At 67.1% G+C, this 14690-nt stretch carries 13 protein-coding genes; 3 read left to right on the top strand and 10 right to left on the bottom strand.

Features of this window, described 5'->3' with window-relative positions:
- Nucleotides 1-36 precede the first annotated feature (36 nt).
- The 3 genes from ATO9_RS24355 (at nt 37) to ATO9_RS17170 (ending at nt 2356) form a co-directional block, all read left to right on the top strand.
- Entirely contained in the window at nt 37-846 is an 810-nt protein-coding gene (locus ATO9_RS24355; RefSeq protein ID WP_043752170.1) for an enoyl-CoA hydratase-related protein, read from the top strand.
- Nucleotides 847-953: 107 nt separating this feature from the next.
- The gene (locus ATO9_RS17175) at nt 954-1661 is read left to right on the top strand and encodes a 3-oxoacid CoA-transferase subunit A (protein ID WP_043752167.1); all 708 of its coding nucleotides are present in this window, start codon (nt 954-956) and stop codon (nt 1659-1661) included.
- Nucleotides 1658-2356 carry a 3-oxoacid CoA-transferase subunit B gene (locus ATO9_RS17170; RefSeq protein WP_043752166.1) on the top strand — a complete coding sequence of 233 codons (699 nt, stop codon included), beginning with the start codon at nt 1658-1660 and terminating at the stop codon, nt 2354-2356. The genes ATO9_RS17175 and ATO9_RS17170 overlap by 4 nt, the downstream gene beginning before the upstream one ends.
- A 76-nt stretch (nt 2357-2432) precedes the next feature.
- On the opposite strand, the gene ATO9_RS17165 is transcribed toward ATO9_RS17170, so the two are convergent.
- From ATO9_RS17165 to ATO9_RS17120, 10 genes are all read right to left on the bottom strand, one after another.
- On the bottom strand, nt 2433-3530 hold the full coding sequence (locus ATO9_RS17165; protein WP_043752163.1) for a BMP family ABC transporter substrate-binding protein: 1098 nt from the start codon (nt 3528-3530) through the stop codon (nt 2433-2435).
- 113 nt (nt 3531-3643) lie between these two features.
- Complete coding sequence (locus tag ATO9_RS17160) at nt 3644-4564, bottom strand: ABC transporter permease (protein WP_043752160.1); 921 nt, start codon at nt 4562-4564, stop codon at nt 3644-3646.
- Nucleotides 4564-5646 (bottom strand): ABC transporter permease, encoded by a 1083-nt coding sequence (locus tag ATO9_RS17155; RefSeq protein WP_043752157.1) that lies wholly within the window; start codon nt 5644-5646, stop codon nt 4564-4566. Before ATO9_RS17155 ends, ATO9_RS17160 begins: the two co-directional genes overlap by 1 nt.
- 108 nt (nt 5647-5754) lie before the next feature.
- Complete coding sequence (locus tag ATO9_RS17150) at nt 5755-7272, bottom strand: ABC transporter ATP-binding protein (RefSeq protein WP_043752155.1); 1518 nt, start codon at nt 7270-7272, stop codon at nt 5755-5757.
- Nucleotides 7269-8195, bottom strand: a complete 927-nt coding sequence (gene xdhC / locus ATO9_RS17145) for a xanthine dehydrogenase accessory protein XdhC (RefSeq protein ID WP_043752152.1) — start codon at nt 8193-8195, stop codon at nt 7269-7271. The genes ATO9_RS17150 and xdhC overlap by 4 nt, the downstream gene beginning before the upstream one ends.
- A complete protein-coding gene (gene xdhB, locus ATO9_RS17140) occupies nt 8188-10605 on the bottom strand; it encodes a xanthine dehydrogenase molybdopterin binding subunit (protein ID WP_043752150.1) in 2418 nt (805 codons plus the stop codon). The genes xdhC and xdhB overlap by 8 nt, the downstream gene beginning before the upstream one ends.
- Nucleotides 10602-11975, bottom strand: coding sequence for a xanthine dehydrogenase small subunit (xdhA, locus tag ATO9_RS17135; protein WP_043752148.1), 1374 nt, complete (start codon nt 11973-11975; stop codon nt 10602-10604). Before xdhA ends, xdhB begins: the two co-directional genes overlap by 4 nt.
- Nucleotides 11976-12142: 167 nt before the next feature.
- On the bottom strand, nt 12143-12898 hold the full coding sequence (locus tag ATO9_RS17130) for a LamB/YcsF family protein (protein ID WP_043752146.1): 756 nt from the start codon (nt 12896-12898) through the stop codon (nt 12143-12145).
- On the bottom strand, nt 12895-13908 hold the full coding sequence (locus ATO9_RS17125; protein ID WP_043752144.1) for a 5-oxoprolinase subunit C family protein: 1014 nt from the start codon (nt 13906-13908) through the stop codon (nt 12895-12897). Before ATO9_RS17125 ends, ATO9_RS17130 begins: the two co-directional genes overlap by 4 nt.
- Nucleotides 13905-14654 carry a 5-oxoprolinase subunit B family protein gene (locus tag ATO9_RS17120; protein WP_043752142.1) on the bottom strand — a complete coding sequence of 250 codons (750 nt, stop codon included), beginning with the start codon at nt 14652-14654 and terminating at the stop codon, nt 13905-13907. Before ATO9_RS17120 ends, ATO9_RS17125 begins: the two co-directional genes overlap by 4 nt.
- Nucleotides 14655-14690: the final 36 nt, after the last annotated feature.

Genomic DNA, 14690 nt, shown 5'->3' with positions numbered 1-14690 from the left:
GCCAAAGGCCGCACCACCAATCCGAAGGAGCCGACCATGCCTGACACGACGTTCCCGCCTGACTGGCAGCCGCAGCGCGACTTCGGTGACGGGCGGATCGGGTTTCACCTGGCCGACCGGATCGCGACGGTGGCGATCCAGATCCCCCACAAGCTCAACGCCTTGGATGAACCGGCCACGGCGGGCCTTGTCGCGGCGCTGGACCAGGCGCAGGCAGAGGGCGCGCGGGTGCTGATCCTGACCGGGATTGGCGGCAAATCCTTCATCTCGGGCGCGGATCTCAGCGGCTTCGAAGGGCCGCGCCCCACCGGCACGGATTTCACCGACCGGCAGCGTATCCTCGCGGCCTGTCCGATCCCGACCATCGCGGTGATCCGCGGCTATTGCATCGGCGGCGGGCTGATGACCGCGCTGAACTGCGACCTGCGACTGGCGTCGACCGATGCCAGCTTTGGAATTCCCGCGACGCGCCTTGGCCTCGCCTACGGACCGGAAGGCACCCGGCGCCTGATGGAGGCCGTGGGGCCGGCGCGGGCCAAGCGGCTGCTTTTTGTCGGCGACCGCGTCGATGCGCAGACCGCGCTCGACTGGGGGCTGATCGAACATCTGTACGCGCCCGAAGCGCTCTGGCCCGCTGCCATTGACATGGCCCGCCAGATCGCCGCGAATGCCCCGCTATCGGTGCGGGCGACCAAGGAAATCGTCGCCGACCTGTCGAAAGATACACCCGACCGCGACCCGGCCCGCATCGCCGAGATCGCCAGGGCCTGCCGGGCCAGCCAAGATTTCCGCGAAGGCCGCGACGCCTTCCGCGAGAAACGCCCGCCCGTCTTCGAAGGCCGCTGAGGCGTCCGACCTGCGACAATTCGCACCGTCGCCCCTTGGACCCGCCCGCCAGCCATGGCAATGTCGCCGCGCCCGAGGGCACCCTCGTTTCGAACATGGAGGAGAGCATGGACAAGAGCGTCGCGACGCTGGCAGAGGCGGTCGCACCCATAGGCGATGGCGCGACCGTGATGATCGGCGGATTTGGCGGCTCAGGCGCGCCGATCGAACTGATCCACGCGCTGATCGACAAGGGCCCCAAGAACCTGACGGTCATCAACAACAATGCCGGCAACGGCCATGTCGGCATCGCCGCGATGATCGAACAGGGCTTGGTATCCAAGATCATCTGCTCCTTCCCGCGATCGTCCGATCCGATTGCCTTCAACGAGGCTTTCAAGGCCGGCACGCTGGAACTGGAAGTCGTGCCGCAGGGCACGCTGGCCGAACGCATCCGCGCCGCAGGCGCCGGCATCCCGGCCTTCTACACCGCCACCAGCTTCGGAACCGACCTGGCCGAGGGCAAGCCGGTCGAAACCTTTGACGGCAAATCCTACGTGCAGGAACGCTGGCTGAAGGCCGACTTCGCGCTGATCAAGGGCGAAATTGGCGACACGATGGGCAACATGACCTACCGGATGGCCGCGCGGAACTTCAATCCGATCATGGCCATGGCCGCCGATTGCACCATTGCACAGGTCACCCGCATCGCTGAACCGGGCGCGATCCCGCCCGAACAGGTCGTGACCCCCGGCATCTTTGTCGACCGCATGGTCGAAGTGGCCGAGCCCCGGCAGGAAGAGATCCTCATTCGCGAAGGAGCCGTCTACCCATGACCAACGCTCTCGACGACATCAAGCTGAACAACGACCAGATCGCCTGGCGCGCCGCCCAGGATATCGAGGACGGCGCCTATGTGAACCTCGGCATCGGATTTCCGGAACGGGTGGCCCAATACACGGTCAAGGGTCGTACCCCGGTCTTTCACACCGAAAACGGCGTGCTGAATTTCGGCCCCGCCCCCGCGGAAGGCGAGGAAGACTGGGACCTCATCAATGCCGGCAAGAAGGCGATTACCCTGAAATCCGGCGCAGCCTTCTTCCACCACGCCGACAGTTTCGCGATGGTGCGGGGCGGCCACCTCGACGTGGCGATCCTGGGCGCCTTCCAGATCGCCCAGAACGGCGACCTTGCGAACTGGTCGACCGGCAAGGGTGGCATCCCGGCCGTCGGCGGCGCCATGGACCTGGTCCAGAGCGCGAAACGCGTGGCGGTGCTGACCGACCATGTGACCAAGCACGGCGACCCGAAGCTGGTCGAACGCTGCACCATGCCCCTGACCGGGGTCGGCTGCGTGACCCGCATCTATTCCTCGCTGGCCGTGGTCGACATCGCGGATGGCCATTTCTGGCTGCGTGAAAAGGTGCCCGGCATCTCCTTCGACGATCTTCAGGCCGTGACCGGGGCAGAGTTGAAGACGGAAGGCGATGTCCTGGACTTGATCGTATCGGGAGAGGGCGCGCCGGTCTGACGCTGCCCCCCCGGCCGAAACGAAAAACGGGCGCAGGGTTTCCCCCGCGCCCGTTTCCTTTTCCGTAGAGACCGCGTTACTGCGGGATCTCGCCTTCCAGCCCTTCGACGAAGAAGTTCATGCCGGCCAGCGTGCCGTCATCGGCGGTCTCGCCCTCGGCCAGCCAGTCCGATCCGTCCTGCTTTTTCAGCGGGCCGGTGAAGGGGTGGTATTCACCCGACGCGATGGAGTCTTTCAGCGCCAGCGCCTCGGTTTTCACGTCTTCCGGCACGGCGTCGGTGATCTCGCCGATGCCGACCATGCCCGGGCCGATGCCGTCCCAGGTGTTGGAGCTTTCCCAAGTGCCATCCATCACGGCCTGGGTGCGCGCGATGTAGTAGGGCGCCCAGTTGTCGATGATCGAGGAGACGCGCGGCGACGGCGCGTATTCCGACATGTCCGACGCCTGACCGAACCCGATGATGCCGCCCGCTTCTTGTGCGGCGGCCAGCGGCGCGGTGGAATCGGTGTGCTGCAGGATGACATCCGCGCCCTGTTCGATCAGGACCTTGGCCGCGTCGGCCTCTTTCGCCGGATCGAACCAGGTGAACGCCCAGACGATCTTGAACTCGACATCCGGGTTCACCTTCTTGGCGTGGATATAGGCCGAGTTGATGCCGCGGATCACTTCGGGGATCGGGTAGGATCCGATATAGCCGATGATGTTGCTTTCGGTCATGGAGCCCGCGATGTGACCCTGCACGGCGCGACCTTCATAGAAACGGGCCGAGTAGACCGACACGTTGTCGGCGGTCTTGTAGCCGGTGGCATGTTCGAACTTCACGTCCGGGAACTTGGAGGCGACGTTGATCGTCGGATCCATGTAGCCGAAGGAGGTGGTGAAGATCAGGTCGGCACCGTCGCGGGCCATCTGAACCATGACGCGTTCGGCGTCGGGGCCTTCGGGCACGTTCTCGACATAGACGGTTTCGACCGCGTCGCCGAAATGCTCTTCCACGGCCTTGCGGCCCTGGTCGTGTTCATAGGTCCAGCCGCCGTCGCCGACGGGGCCGACATAGACGAAGCCGACCTTGGTCTTTTCCGAATGGCTTTCCGCCAGGACAGGCGCGCCGGAGGCCGCGAGGCCTAGGGCCATGGCGGCACCGGTCATCAATGCGCGTTTGGTGAGGTTCATATTTCTCCCCTTTCGTTGGTTGAGATCTTGTTCGTGTTGCGCGGGCCGGCGAACCGTCCCCCGAGCATGGGCCGAGCATAAGCGCAGCTGCGTTGCGTCGCCATCCCCGATCCTCAATGCGTTGCGTGGAAGATGCGGCCAAGCGAGGCCGGCGCACGCGACTTGTCCGCCGACATGATCACCAGCACGACGATGGTGATGATGTAGGGCGACATCGACAGGTACTCGACCGGGATCGCGATGCCGGCGGCCTGCAGGTTCAACTGCAGAACCGTGACGCCCCCGAAGAGATACGCGCCCAGCAGCACACGCCACGGCTTCCACGAGGCGAAGACGACCAGCGCCAGGGCGATCCAGCCGATCCCCGCGGTCATGCCTTCCGTCCATTGCGGCACCCGGATGAGCGAGATGTAGGCGCCCCCCAGCCCCGCGCATGCCCCACCGAAAGCGATGGCCATCACGCGGATGCGGATCACCTTGTAGCCAAGCGCATGGGCCGCGTCGTGGTTCTCTCCGACCGCGCGCAGGACAAGCCCGGCCCGGGTGTATTTCAGGAACGCCCAGACCGCGGCGACCAGCGCCAGCCCGAAATAGACCATCAGGTCATGGCCAAACAGGATCCGGCCGACCCAGGGCAGATCGCTCAGCACCGGGATGTCGATCCGCGGGGTCGAGGGCGGCTTGATCCCCTGGTAGCCCTGTCCGAGCAGCGCCGACAGGCCCAGCCCGAACAGCGTGAGCGCCAGCCCCGAGGCCACCTGGTTGGCAAGCGCGAACTGGGTCAGGAAGGCGAACAGCAGCGACAGCGCCGCGCCACCCAGGGCCGCGGCGACAAAGCCGATGGTGGGCGATCCGGTCTGCACGGCGGCGGCAAAGCCGCAGATCGCGCCGGTGATCATCATCCCCTCGACGCCGAGGTTCAGAACGCCCGCGCGTTCCACGATCAGCTCGCCGATGGCGGCGATCATCACGGCGGTCGCCGCCACCATCAGTGACGCGATGAGAAGGACGGGATTGATTGCGGACAGGTCCATCAGGCGGTCTCCCCCTGGCCGAAGCGGATGCGGTAGCCGGTCAGCACGTCCATGGCCAGCAGGAAGAACAGCAGCATCCCCTGGAACATCTGGATCGCCGCCGACGGCAGGCCGAGGCTCGATTGCGCGACCTCCCCGCCGATATAGGTCAGGGCCATCAACAGCCCCGCCAGCAGGATGCCCACCGGGTGCAGCCGGCCCAGGAAGGCCACGATGATCGCGGTAAAGCCGTATCCGGTGTTGAAATCGATCGTTACCTGGCCCGCGGGGCCCGAGACCTCGAACATGCCCGCCAGCCCGGCAAAGGCGCCGGAAAAGCCCAGGCAGACCAGGATCAGCCGCCCCGGCGACACGCCGGCGAATTTCGCCGCCCGCGGCGCCTCGCCGGTCAGGCGGATGTGATAGCCCAGCTGGTGCCGCGCCAGCAGCACATAGGCGAAGATCACCGCGATCAGCGCCGCCGCCACACCCCAGTGCATGCCCGAATTGGCAATGATCTCGGCGTTATGGGCGCTTGGATATTGCTGCAGGTTGCGCGAGCCGGGAAAGCCGAAGCCCTCGGGGTTCTTCATCAGGCCCAGCGACATCGAGGCCAGCAATTGCTCGGCCACGTAGACCAGCATCAACGACACGAGGATCTCGTTGGTGCCGAACTTCACCTTCAGGATGCCGGGGATCATGGCCCAGAGGAACCCGCCAAAGGCGCCCGCCAGGATCATCAGTGGAAAGATGAACCATGCATCCAGCGGATAGAAGGCCAGCGCCACCCCCGCGCCGAAGATCGCGCCCAGGATATACTGCCCCTCTGCGCCGATATTCCAGATGCCGGCCCGGAACCCCAGGCTCAGCCCGATCGCGATCAGCACCAGCGGCCCGCCCTTGACCAGCAATTGCGGCCGGTCGAAGGACGCGTATTGCCCGAACAGCGGATCGTAGAAGATCGTCTTGATCGCCACGAACGGGTCCTTGCCAAGCGCTGCAAACATCAGCCCGCCCGCGATCATGGTCACCAGCACCGCCAGTACCGGGGTCAGGTAGGCAAAGACCTGCGACGGCTCGCGCCGTTTCTCCAGCCGGATCATCGCGCCCCCTCCCGAAGCGGGGCGCGATCCCCTGCTTCATCTTGCCAGAAATACTCCCGCCGGAGGCATCCCGCCCCCGCCGATATCCCGATCGGTGCAGACATGTGCCTAGACATCGGCCACCTCCATGTCATGCGATCCGCCCATCATCATGCCGATCTCGTCCACCGTCAGGCCCTGCGCGGGTCGCACCTCGCTCAAACGGCCCTCGTTCAGCGCGCCGAACCGGTCCGAGATCTCCATCAACTCGTCCAAGTCCTGCGAAATCACGATCACCGCCGCGCCCCCGGTGGCCAGGTCCAGCAGCGCCTGCCGGATCACCGCCGCGGCAGAGGCATCGACGCCCCAGGTCGGCTGGTTCACCACCACGACTTCGGGTGCCTGCATGACCTCCCGCCCGATGACGAATTTCTGCAGGTTGCCGCCCGACAGCGACCGGGCGGTGTTCTCGGTACCCGGCGTGCGCACGTCGAAACGGTCGATGATCTCCTTGGCAAAGCCCCGCGCGCGGCCCCAGTTGAGGAAGCCGCCCGACACGATGCCTTTGCGTTCCGCCCCGGTCAGCGCGGCGTTTTCCGTCAGTGACATGTCAGGCGCCGCGGCATGACCCAGCCGTTCCTCCGGCGCGGTCAGCAGGCCCATACGGCGGCGTTCGCGCGGCCCCGTGGCCCCGATCGCCTTGCCGTCCAGTGACACCATGTCGTTGGCCGACCGGATCTCGCCCGACAGCGCGCCCAGCAATTCGTCCTGTCCATTGCCTGCCACGCCCGCAAGGCCCAGGACCTCGCCCGCGCGGACCTCCAGCGTGATCCCCTTCAGCGATGTCCCGAATTCGGACGGCGACTTGACCGCCAGGTCCTTCAGCGCCAGCCGGACCGCGCCCGGCTCCTTCTGCTCGCGCGATGGCACATGCAGTTCCGCGCCGACCATCAGTTCCGCCATTTCCCGCGCCGTGGTGTCGCGCGGGGTGCAGGTGGCCACCTTCTTGCCCAGCCGCAGGATCGTCGCCTCGTCACACAGCGCCCGGATCTCTTCCAGCTTGTGCGAGATATAGAGGATCGAGGTCCCCTCGGATTTCAGTTTCCTCAGCGTCTCGAACAGGATCTGCACTTCCTGCGGCGTCAGAACGCTGGTCGGTTCGTCCATGATCAGCAGCTTGGGATCCTGCAGCAGGCAGCGAATGATCTCGACCCGCTGACGCTCGCCGGCCGACAGGTCGCCGACGATCCGCCACGGGTCCAGCGGCAAGCCGTACTGGTCCGACACCGCCCGGATCCGTTCGGCCAGGTCGCGCATCGCCGGCGGGTCGGCCATGCCAAGCGCGATGTTTTCCGCCACCGAAAGCGCATCGAACAACGAGAAATGCTGGAACACCATCGCCACGCCCGAGGCGCGCGCCGCCTTGGGTTCCGACGGGGCAAAGGCCTTGCCCCGCAGCAGCATCTCGCCGCTGTCGGGCTTGACCAGCCCGTAGATCATCTTGACCAGCGTCGACTTGCCCGCACCGTTCTCGCCCAGAAGGGCGTGAACCTCGCCGGGCTGGATATCGAACGACACGTCGTCATTTGCGACCACGCCGGGATAGGCCTTTGTCAGCCCCCGAATGGAAAGAAGCGGTTCCGTCACCCTGTCATGTCCCTTTTGGCGTCTTGTCGCGCCGTGTCCCTTAGTAGCCCTGCGGCAACGCCCACGGCAATCTCCTGCGGATGTTTGCCGAAAGACGGGTCGCCGATGGGGCAGGTTATGCTGTCAATCCGGGCAGGGGCATGACCCATCCCGGCCAGCCGCCGCCGGAACCGCGCCCATTTCGACGCCGACCCGATCAGCCCTGCCGAGGCAAAGCCGCGCCGCAGCAGCGCATCGCACAGCGCCAGGTCGATGGCATGCGAATATGTCAGCACCAGGTGATGCGCCTGCTGCGGGGCGTGGGCGGCCAGCAGTTCGGGCTGGGCCGCCGGGATCACCGTCACGCCCTCCGGCACGGTCTCGGGGAACCTGTCCGGGCCCGTATCGACCCAGATCAACGCCATGTCGGGCAGGGGGGCAATTGTCGCGACGATGGCGCGGCCGACATGGCCCGCGCCCCAGACCCAGACGTCGGTTTCCGGCTGCGCAACAGGCTCCAGCCACCATCCCTCGATCAGGCGCGCGCTCCGGTCCGACCCGTTGCGCGCCTCCGCCAGGGCACGACGCACCGCCAGCGGCGGGTCCTCCGGCCCGTCGATCCGGCGCAGGACCATCCCGTCCGTCACCTCCGGCACCGAATCCAGCAGGTCATAGACCAGCGTCACCGCCCCGCCGCAGCACTGGCCCAGGTCGGGGCCAAGCGCCCGCTTGCCCACCCGCGCCGACGCAAGGGTCCGCGCGGCCTCCGTCGCTTCCAACTCCAGCGCGCCGCCGCCGATCGTGCCGATGGCCGGTCCCTCGACCGGTACCATCATGGCCGCGCCCACCTCGCGCGGGGCCGACCCGCGTATCTCGGCCACGACCACCCGGACGATCCGTCCATGCCGGTCCAGCGCGGCGCGGAGGCGGTCCAGCTCAACCATTCCGCACCCGTTCCACCGCGGCCAGCACCCGCTCGGGCGTGGCGGGGGCGTCCAGCGCCGGATAGCCGGGCCCACAGGCCGCAACCGCGTCCGACAATGCCATCAGGACCGAAATTCCCAGCATGAAGGGCGGCTCGCCCACGGCCTTGGAGCGATAGATCGTCTCCGCCCGGTTCTCCCCGTCCCAGAGCGAGACGTTGAAGATGTCGGGCCGGTCGCCGCAGGCCGGGATCTTGTAGGTCGAGGGCGCATGGGTGCGCAGCCGCCCCTTGTCGTCCCAGACCAGTTCTTCTGTCGTCAGCCAGCCCGCGCCCTGCACGAAGCCGCCCTCGATCTGACCGATGTCCAGCGCCGGGTTCAGCGACCGACCCACGTCATGGATGATATCGGTGCGCAGGATGCGGTATTCGCCGGTCAGCGTGTCGATCACCACCTCGGAACAGGCCGCGCCATGGGCGAAATAGAAGAACGGCTTGCCCGTCCCCTTGATCCGGTCCCAGGCCAGGCCCGGCGTCTTGTAGAACCCGGTCGAGGACAGGCTGACCCGGTTCTGGTAGGCCAGTGCCGCCGCCTTGTCGAAGCTCATGACCTCCTGCCCGACGCGCACCTCGCCATCAGCAAAGACGACCTCCTCGACCGGCGCCTGGTGCAACTCGGCCAGGCAGGCCGCCATGCGGTCGCGGATCGTGTCGCAGGCCGCTTTGACGGCCATCCCGTTCAGATCCGACCCTGACGACGCGGCCGTTGCGGATGTGTTGGGCACCTTCCCGGTATCCGTCGCGGTGACCTTCACCACCTCGCGCGGCACGCCCAGGCTTTCGCAGGCCACCTGTGCAACCTTCTGGTACAGACCCTGGCCCATCTCGGTGCCGCCATGGTTCACCTGCACCGACCCGTCCTGGTAGACATGGACCAGCGCGCCCGCCTGGTTCAGATGGGTCAGCGTGAACGAGATCCCGAACTTCACCGGCGTCAGTGCGATCCCGCGTTTTAGCGCCGGATTGGCCTCGTTCCACGCGGCGACCTTGGCCCGTCGCGCGTCGTAGTCGCATTCTGTGACCAGCCGGTCCGTCAGCCCGTTCAGCACGAAATCCTCGACCGCCATCCCGTAAGGAGTGGTCTGGCCCTCGGCCGGGGCCACGCTCTGGCGCTCCGCCGGCCCGCCCCGCGATGCCAGGTCGTCATTCATCTGGCCGGAAATATCCTCGGGCGAGGGCGCCTCAAGGCGGCGGGGGGCAGACAGCTCCCCATCCCCGCCCGCCGCAGGCGCATCGGCGTAATAATTCAGACGCCGCACGTCCAGCGGGTCACGGCCCAGCACATGGGCGACGTGATCCACCACGCGTTCGATGCCCACCATGCCCTGCGGCCCGCCAAACCCGCGATAGGCGGTGTTGGAGCATGTATTGGTCTTCAGACGGTGGCTCTCGATCCGGACATGATCCAGCAGGTAGGCATTGTCGGCATGCAGCATCGCCCGGTCGGCCACGGGAAGGGACAGATCCTGCGCCCAGCCACAGCGCATCAGGTGCAGGAATTCGATGCCCAGCAGCCGCCCGGTGTCGTCAAAGCCCACGCGGTAGTCGATCCGCAGGTCGTGCCGCTTGCCGGTGATGACCATGTCGTCATCGCGATCATAGCGCATCCGGCAAGCCTTGCCGGTCAGGCGCGCCGCCACGGCGCAGGCCACGGCCAGTGCGTTGCCCTGGCTTTCCTTGCCGCCGAAACCGCCGCCCATCCGCCGCGTTTCCACGCGGACATCCCGCATCGGCAGGCCAAGAGCCTCGGCCACCTTGTGCTGGATCTCCGTAGGGTGCTGGGTCGAGGAATGGACCACCATCTCGCCGCCATCCTGCGGCAGGGCCAGCGCGGTCTGACCTTCGAGGTAGAAATGCTCCTGCGCGCCGACCTCCATGCTGCCTTCGATCACGTGCGGTGCGGCCGAGATTGCTTCGGCCGCGTCACCCTTGGTCCAGATGCGGGGGCCTTCCTCGAACCGGCTACCGGCGGCGAGCGCCTCGTCCACGGTCAGGATCGGTGTCTCCTCGGCGATCTCGACCTTGCCCATCCGGGCGGCCTTGCGCGCGGCCAGGTGCGACTGCGCCACCACGAGGAAGATCGGCTGGCCGACATAATGCACCGTGCCGTCCGCCAGCAGCGGCTCGTCATGGATCGACGGGGACACGTCATTGGCAAAGGGCAGGTCCTCGGCCGTCAGTACCGCGACCACGCCGGGCGCGCTGCGCACCGCGGACAGGTCGACCGACAGGATGCGGCCTTTGGCAACATCGGACAGGCCGAAGGCCAGCGACAGGTAGCCCGCCGGGGCCGGGATATCGTCGACATAGCGCGCGGCGCCGGTCACGTGCAGCGCGGCGGTGTCGTGGGGCAGGGGGCGTCCGGTGCTCATGCGCGCACCTTCCGCACGTCGGTGGCAATCCCGGCATCTTCGGCCCAGTAGCGCCGCAACATGTTCCACGCCGCCTTCAGCCGGTAATCGGCCGAGGCGCGCATGTCCGACATCGGCTGGAAATCCACCGGCCAATCGGCCTTGGTGGCGTCCACCGCATCCTCGTTCCAAGCCAGGCCAATGAGCGTTGATTCCACGTGTTCCGCGCGTTTCGGCACACCCGCCATCCCGCCAAAGGCAATGCGGGCGGCAGTTACCGTGCCATCCTCGACGGTGATGTTGAAACAGCCCAGCACGGCCGAGATATCCTGGTCGAACCGCTTCGACAGCTTGTAGCAGGCCAGCCGGTCGGGCTGGCGCGGGATCGTCACGGCCTCGACGAATTCGCCGGGGGCGCGGTCCTGCTTGCCGTAGTCGAGGAAGAAATCCTCCAACGGCATCGACCGCCGCTCCGCGCCCTTGCGCAGATGCAACGTCGCGCCAAGCGCGATCAGCGCCGGCGGGCTGTCCCCGATGGGCGAGCCGTTGGCGATATTGCCGCCCACGGTGGCCGCATTGCGTACCTGGGTCGAGCCATAGCGCGACAGCATCCGCGCGAGACCCGCGAAGAACGGTTCGATCCCGTACATGAACTCGGTCACGGTGACGGCGGCGCCCACTCGGATCTCGCTGTCGGTCACCATCATCTGCCGCAGGTCGTAGCATTGGTTCAGAAAGGCGACGTCGCCCAGATCCTTCAGCTGCTTGGTCACCTGGAGGCCCAGATCGGTCGCCCCGCCCACCAGCGTCGCATCGGGATGATCCAGGTACCACTCGGCCAGCTGGTCGGAATGCATCGGGATGAAGGGGGTGCCGGAAACGATCAAATCCTCCGGCCATTCGAACCGGGCCGGCGTCGGATCCGGCGCCATGGCGCGGGCGGCCTCGGCGGCGCGCACGATGGGGGCGTAGCCGGTGCAGCGGCACAGGTTGCCCGCCAGCACGTCGTTGTCGTTGGTGTCGCCGTTGATCCGCGCCGTGGCCATCGACATGACGAAACCCGGTGTGCAGAACCCGCATTGCGATCCGTGGTGATCGACCATGGCCTGCTGTACCGGGTGCAGCGACCCGTCCTTGCCGGCCAGCCCCTCCACGGTGGTGACCGACTTGCCATGCAGCTGGGGGAGGAACAGGATGCAGGCGTTCAGTGCCCGTGCGCCGTCGAGGTCGCGCACCATGACCGTGCAGGCCCCGCAATCGCCCTCGTTGCAGCCTTCCTTCGTCCCGGTCAGTCCCCGAGTCTCGCGCAGCCAGTCAAGCAGCGTCGTCGTCGCCGAAACCTCGGGGCCGAGGTCGACGCGTTCTCCGTTCAGCTGAAAGGAGATATGCATATGTCAAAATCCGCCGCTGTACCCTTACGGCCTGTTTGCCCGATCCGATGCGGTGGAAAACCGGGCGGCCTTGTCCGCCCACCAGCAAAGCGATCAGAACCCCACTTGGCAAGCACTTGCTGAATTTTCGGGCGGCTCTTTGCTGTATACTGGTTGAAAAACAGGCGTCACAGCGGTGCCAGCGTCACCCCGTCATCCGCCAGTGCCGTGCGAACAGATCGAGCGATATCAAGGGCTTCTGCGGTGTCGCCATGCAGGCAGATCGTGTCGATCTGGGTCGGAATGCGCTTGCCGGTGGCGGTGATGATCGCGCCTTCGCGTACCATTTCCGCAATCCGCGGACCGGCTAACGCTGCGTCATGTATCACCGCGCCGGGCAGTTTGCGGTCCACCAGCGTCGCGTCCTCGTTATAGGCCCGGTCGGCGAAAATCTCTCCGGCGCGGGCCAGGCCCAGCTCTTCGGCGGCGGCTTCCTGCGCGGTTCCGGCCAGGGTCATGACCACGATATCGGGCTGCACTTTTGCTGCCGCTGCGTAGCAGGCCCGCGCGATCGCGATCTCCTCCGACGCCATGTTGGCCAGTGCACCATGCAGCTTCAGATGCCGGACGAAGCCGCCCGCCGCGCGCGCCATCGCCTGCGCCGCGCCCAGCTGGTAGGCGGTCAGGTTCGCCAGTTCCTCGACCGACAGGGTCAGGCGGCGGCGGCCAAAGCCCTGGAGGTCGGCAAAGCCCGGATGGGCGCCGATCCCGACGCCCTTTTCCACCGCCAGCCGCATCGTTCCGGCCATCACATCCGCATCGCCCGCATGGAATCCGCAGGCGATATTGGCCGAGGTCACGATATTCAGCAGCGCCGAATCGTTGCCCATCACCCAGGGGCCAAAGCTTTCGCCCATATCCGCGTTCAGATCGATCTGTGTCATGCGATATCCTCGTCCCCGCGTATCACGCCGCCGATCAGTTGATAGGATAGCAGATCGGGAATGTCATGCGGGTCCCGTCGCAGCGGCGCCACCCGCGCCCGAGCGGCACGCAGCAGGTCAACGTCGGATCGCCAGAGCGCATCCGCCTCTTCAACCGAGATGGCGCGCGGGCGCAGAACCTGCCCCGGCGCGGCCTGGGCGACGCGTGGCAGGTCGGCCGGGATCACCGTGCCGATCCGGGGGTAGCCGCCCATGGTCTGGCATTCCGCCAGTAGGATGTAGGGCGTGCCGTCACCGGTCATCTGGATGTCGCCGGGCCGGATCAGGTCGGACGCGATCCCCTTGGTGTCGCTGGCAAAGGCCGCGCCCTCATGGTCCAGCCGCACGCCTTGCCGGTTGCCGACCTGCGACCGGGTAAAGGCGGTGGCATGGAAACGCGCCCGCGTGACGGCATCGAACAGCCCGGTCTGCGGCCCCGGCATCACCCGGACCTCACCGCCCGCGAAGCGTTCTTCTGGGCGCAGCGCCATCGGGGGCAATCCCGGCGCCGTGTCCTCGCCCACCGGCAGGTGATCCCCGGCGGCCAGCGCCTGACCCAGCCCGGCGGCCAGGTGGGTGGCGCGCGCGCCGATCAGCGGCGGAGTTGCGATCCCGCCCGCCGGCACGACATAACCATAAAGCCCGGACCGAACCGCCCCGATCCTCAACTGATCGCCCGGGGCGAGGGACAGGCTGCGGTTCCAGCCGACGGGACTGCCGTTCAGGCTTGCCTGCATCACCGCGCCGGTCAGGGCCGCGCGCATCGGCGCCGTCACGCTGAGGTCGAGGCCCATCCCGGCCATCTCGATCCCCGCGACCGGCGCCTTGAGGTCCAGCAGCGCCGCGGCCTCGATCAGCGCCATCGTATCCGCCGCCCCGCCGCGCGACAGGCCGACTGACAACTGCCCGGGTCGGCCCATGTCCTGAACCGTGCAGCCTGGCCCGACCTTGTGCAGAACCAGCTCGCTCATCGCAGCACCTGGCATGTCGCGCCGCCCAGACCGTCGGCATTGTCGGCCTCCAGCGCGTCAAGCTCCGACGGGCCGATCCGCTCAAGCCGGATCTCGTCACCCGGCGCCAGGTAGATCGCCGGGTCCCGCGCCGGGTCGAAGCCGTGAAAGGCCGCGCGCCCCACCTGTCGCCAGCCGGTGGGCGAGGGGTGGGTGAACAGAACCAATTGCCGGACCGCCGCGACCAGCGCCCCGCGGGGCACGGTCGGCGTCAGGTCCGTCATCCGGGGGATGTCCCATTCCGGTGGCAATAGTCCCAGATAGGGCAGGCCGGGGGCAAAACCGATCGCCAGCACCCGTAGCGGCGCAGCGATCAGGGCCTCGACGGCCTTGGCCTCGCTCAATCTCGCTGCTTGCGCGACCTCGGCCAGTTGCGGTCCGGCCTCACCGCCGAAGGCCACCGGTATCGTCCAGCGCCGCTTCGGATCAGGCAGGCCGCCGGCCGTCTCCGAAACACCTTGGGCGACCTCGGCCGCGGCACGCTCCACAATGGTACGCCCGATGCGCGCGCGATCGAAGCGCACCAGCACCGAGGTCAGCGAGGCCGCGATTTCCTCCACCCCCGGCAATGCCGCATTTTCCAGCGCCGCGCGCAGCACCTGAACCGCGGCGACGACCCGCTCATCCGGGCTCAGCCCCAGCCGCAGGACCACGCCATCCGGCCCGAAGGGCAGGATTTCAGGGGTCAGAGAGGCGGTTTCGGACATGTGCGACCCTTGTTGGGAACAGACGGCCATCGGGCC

It is taken from the genome of Pseudooceanicola atlanticus (assembly GCF_000768315.1).
Taxonomy (GTDB): domain Bacteria; phylum Pseudomonadota; class Alphaproteobacteria; order Rhodobacterales; family Rhodobacteraceae; genus Pseudooceanicola; species Pseudooceanicola atlanticus.
The sequence above is the reverse complement of the archived record's forward strand: the minus strand, read 5'-3'. Positions and strand labels throughout refer to the sequence as shown.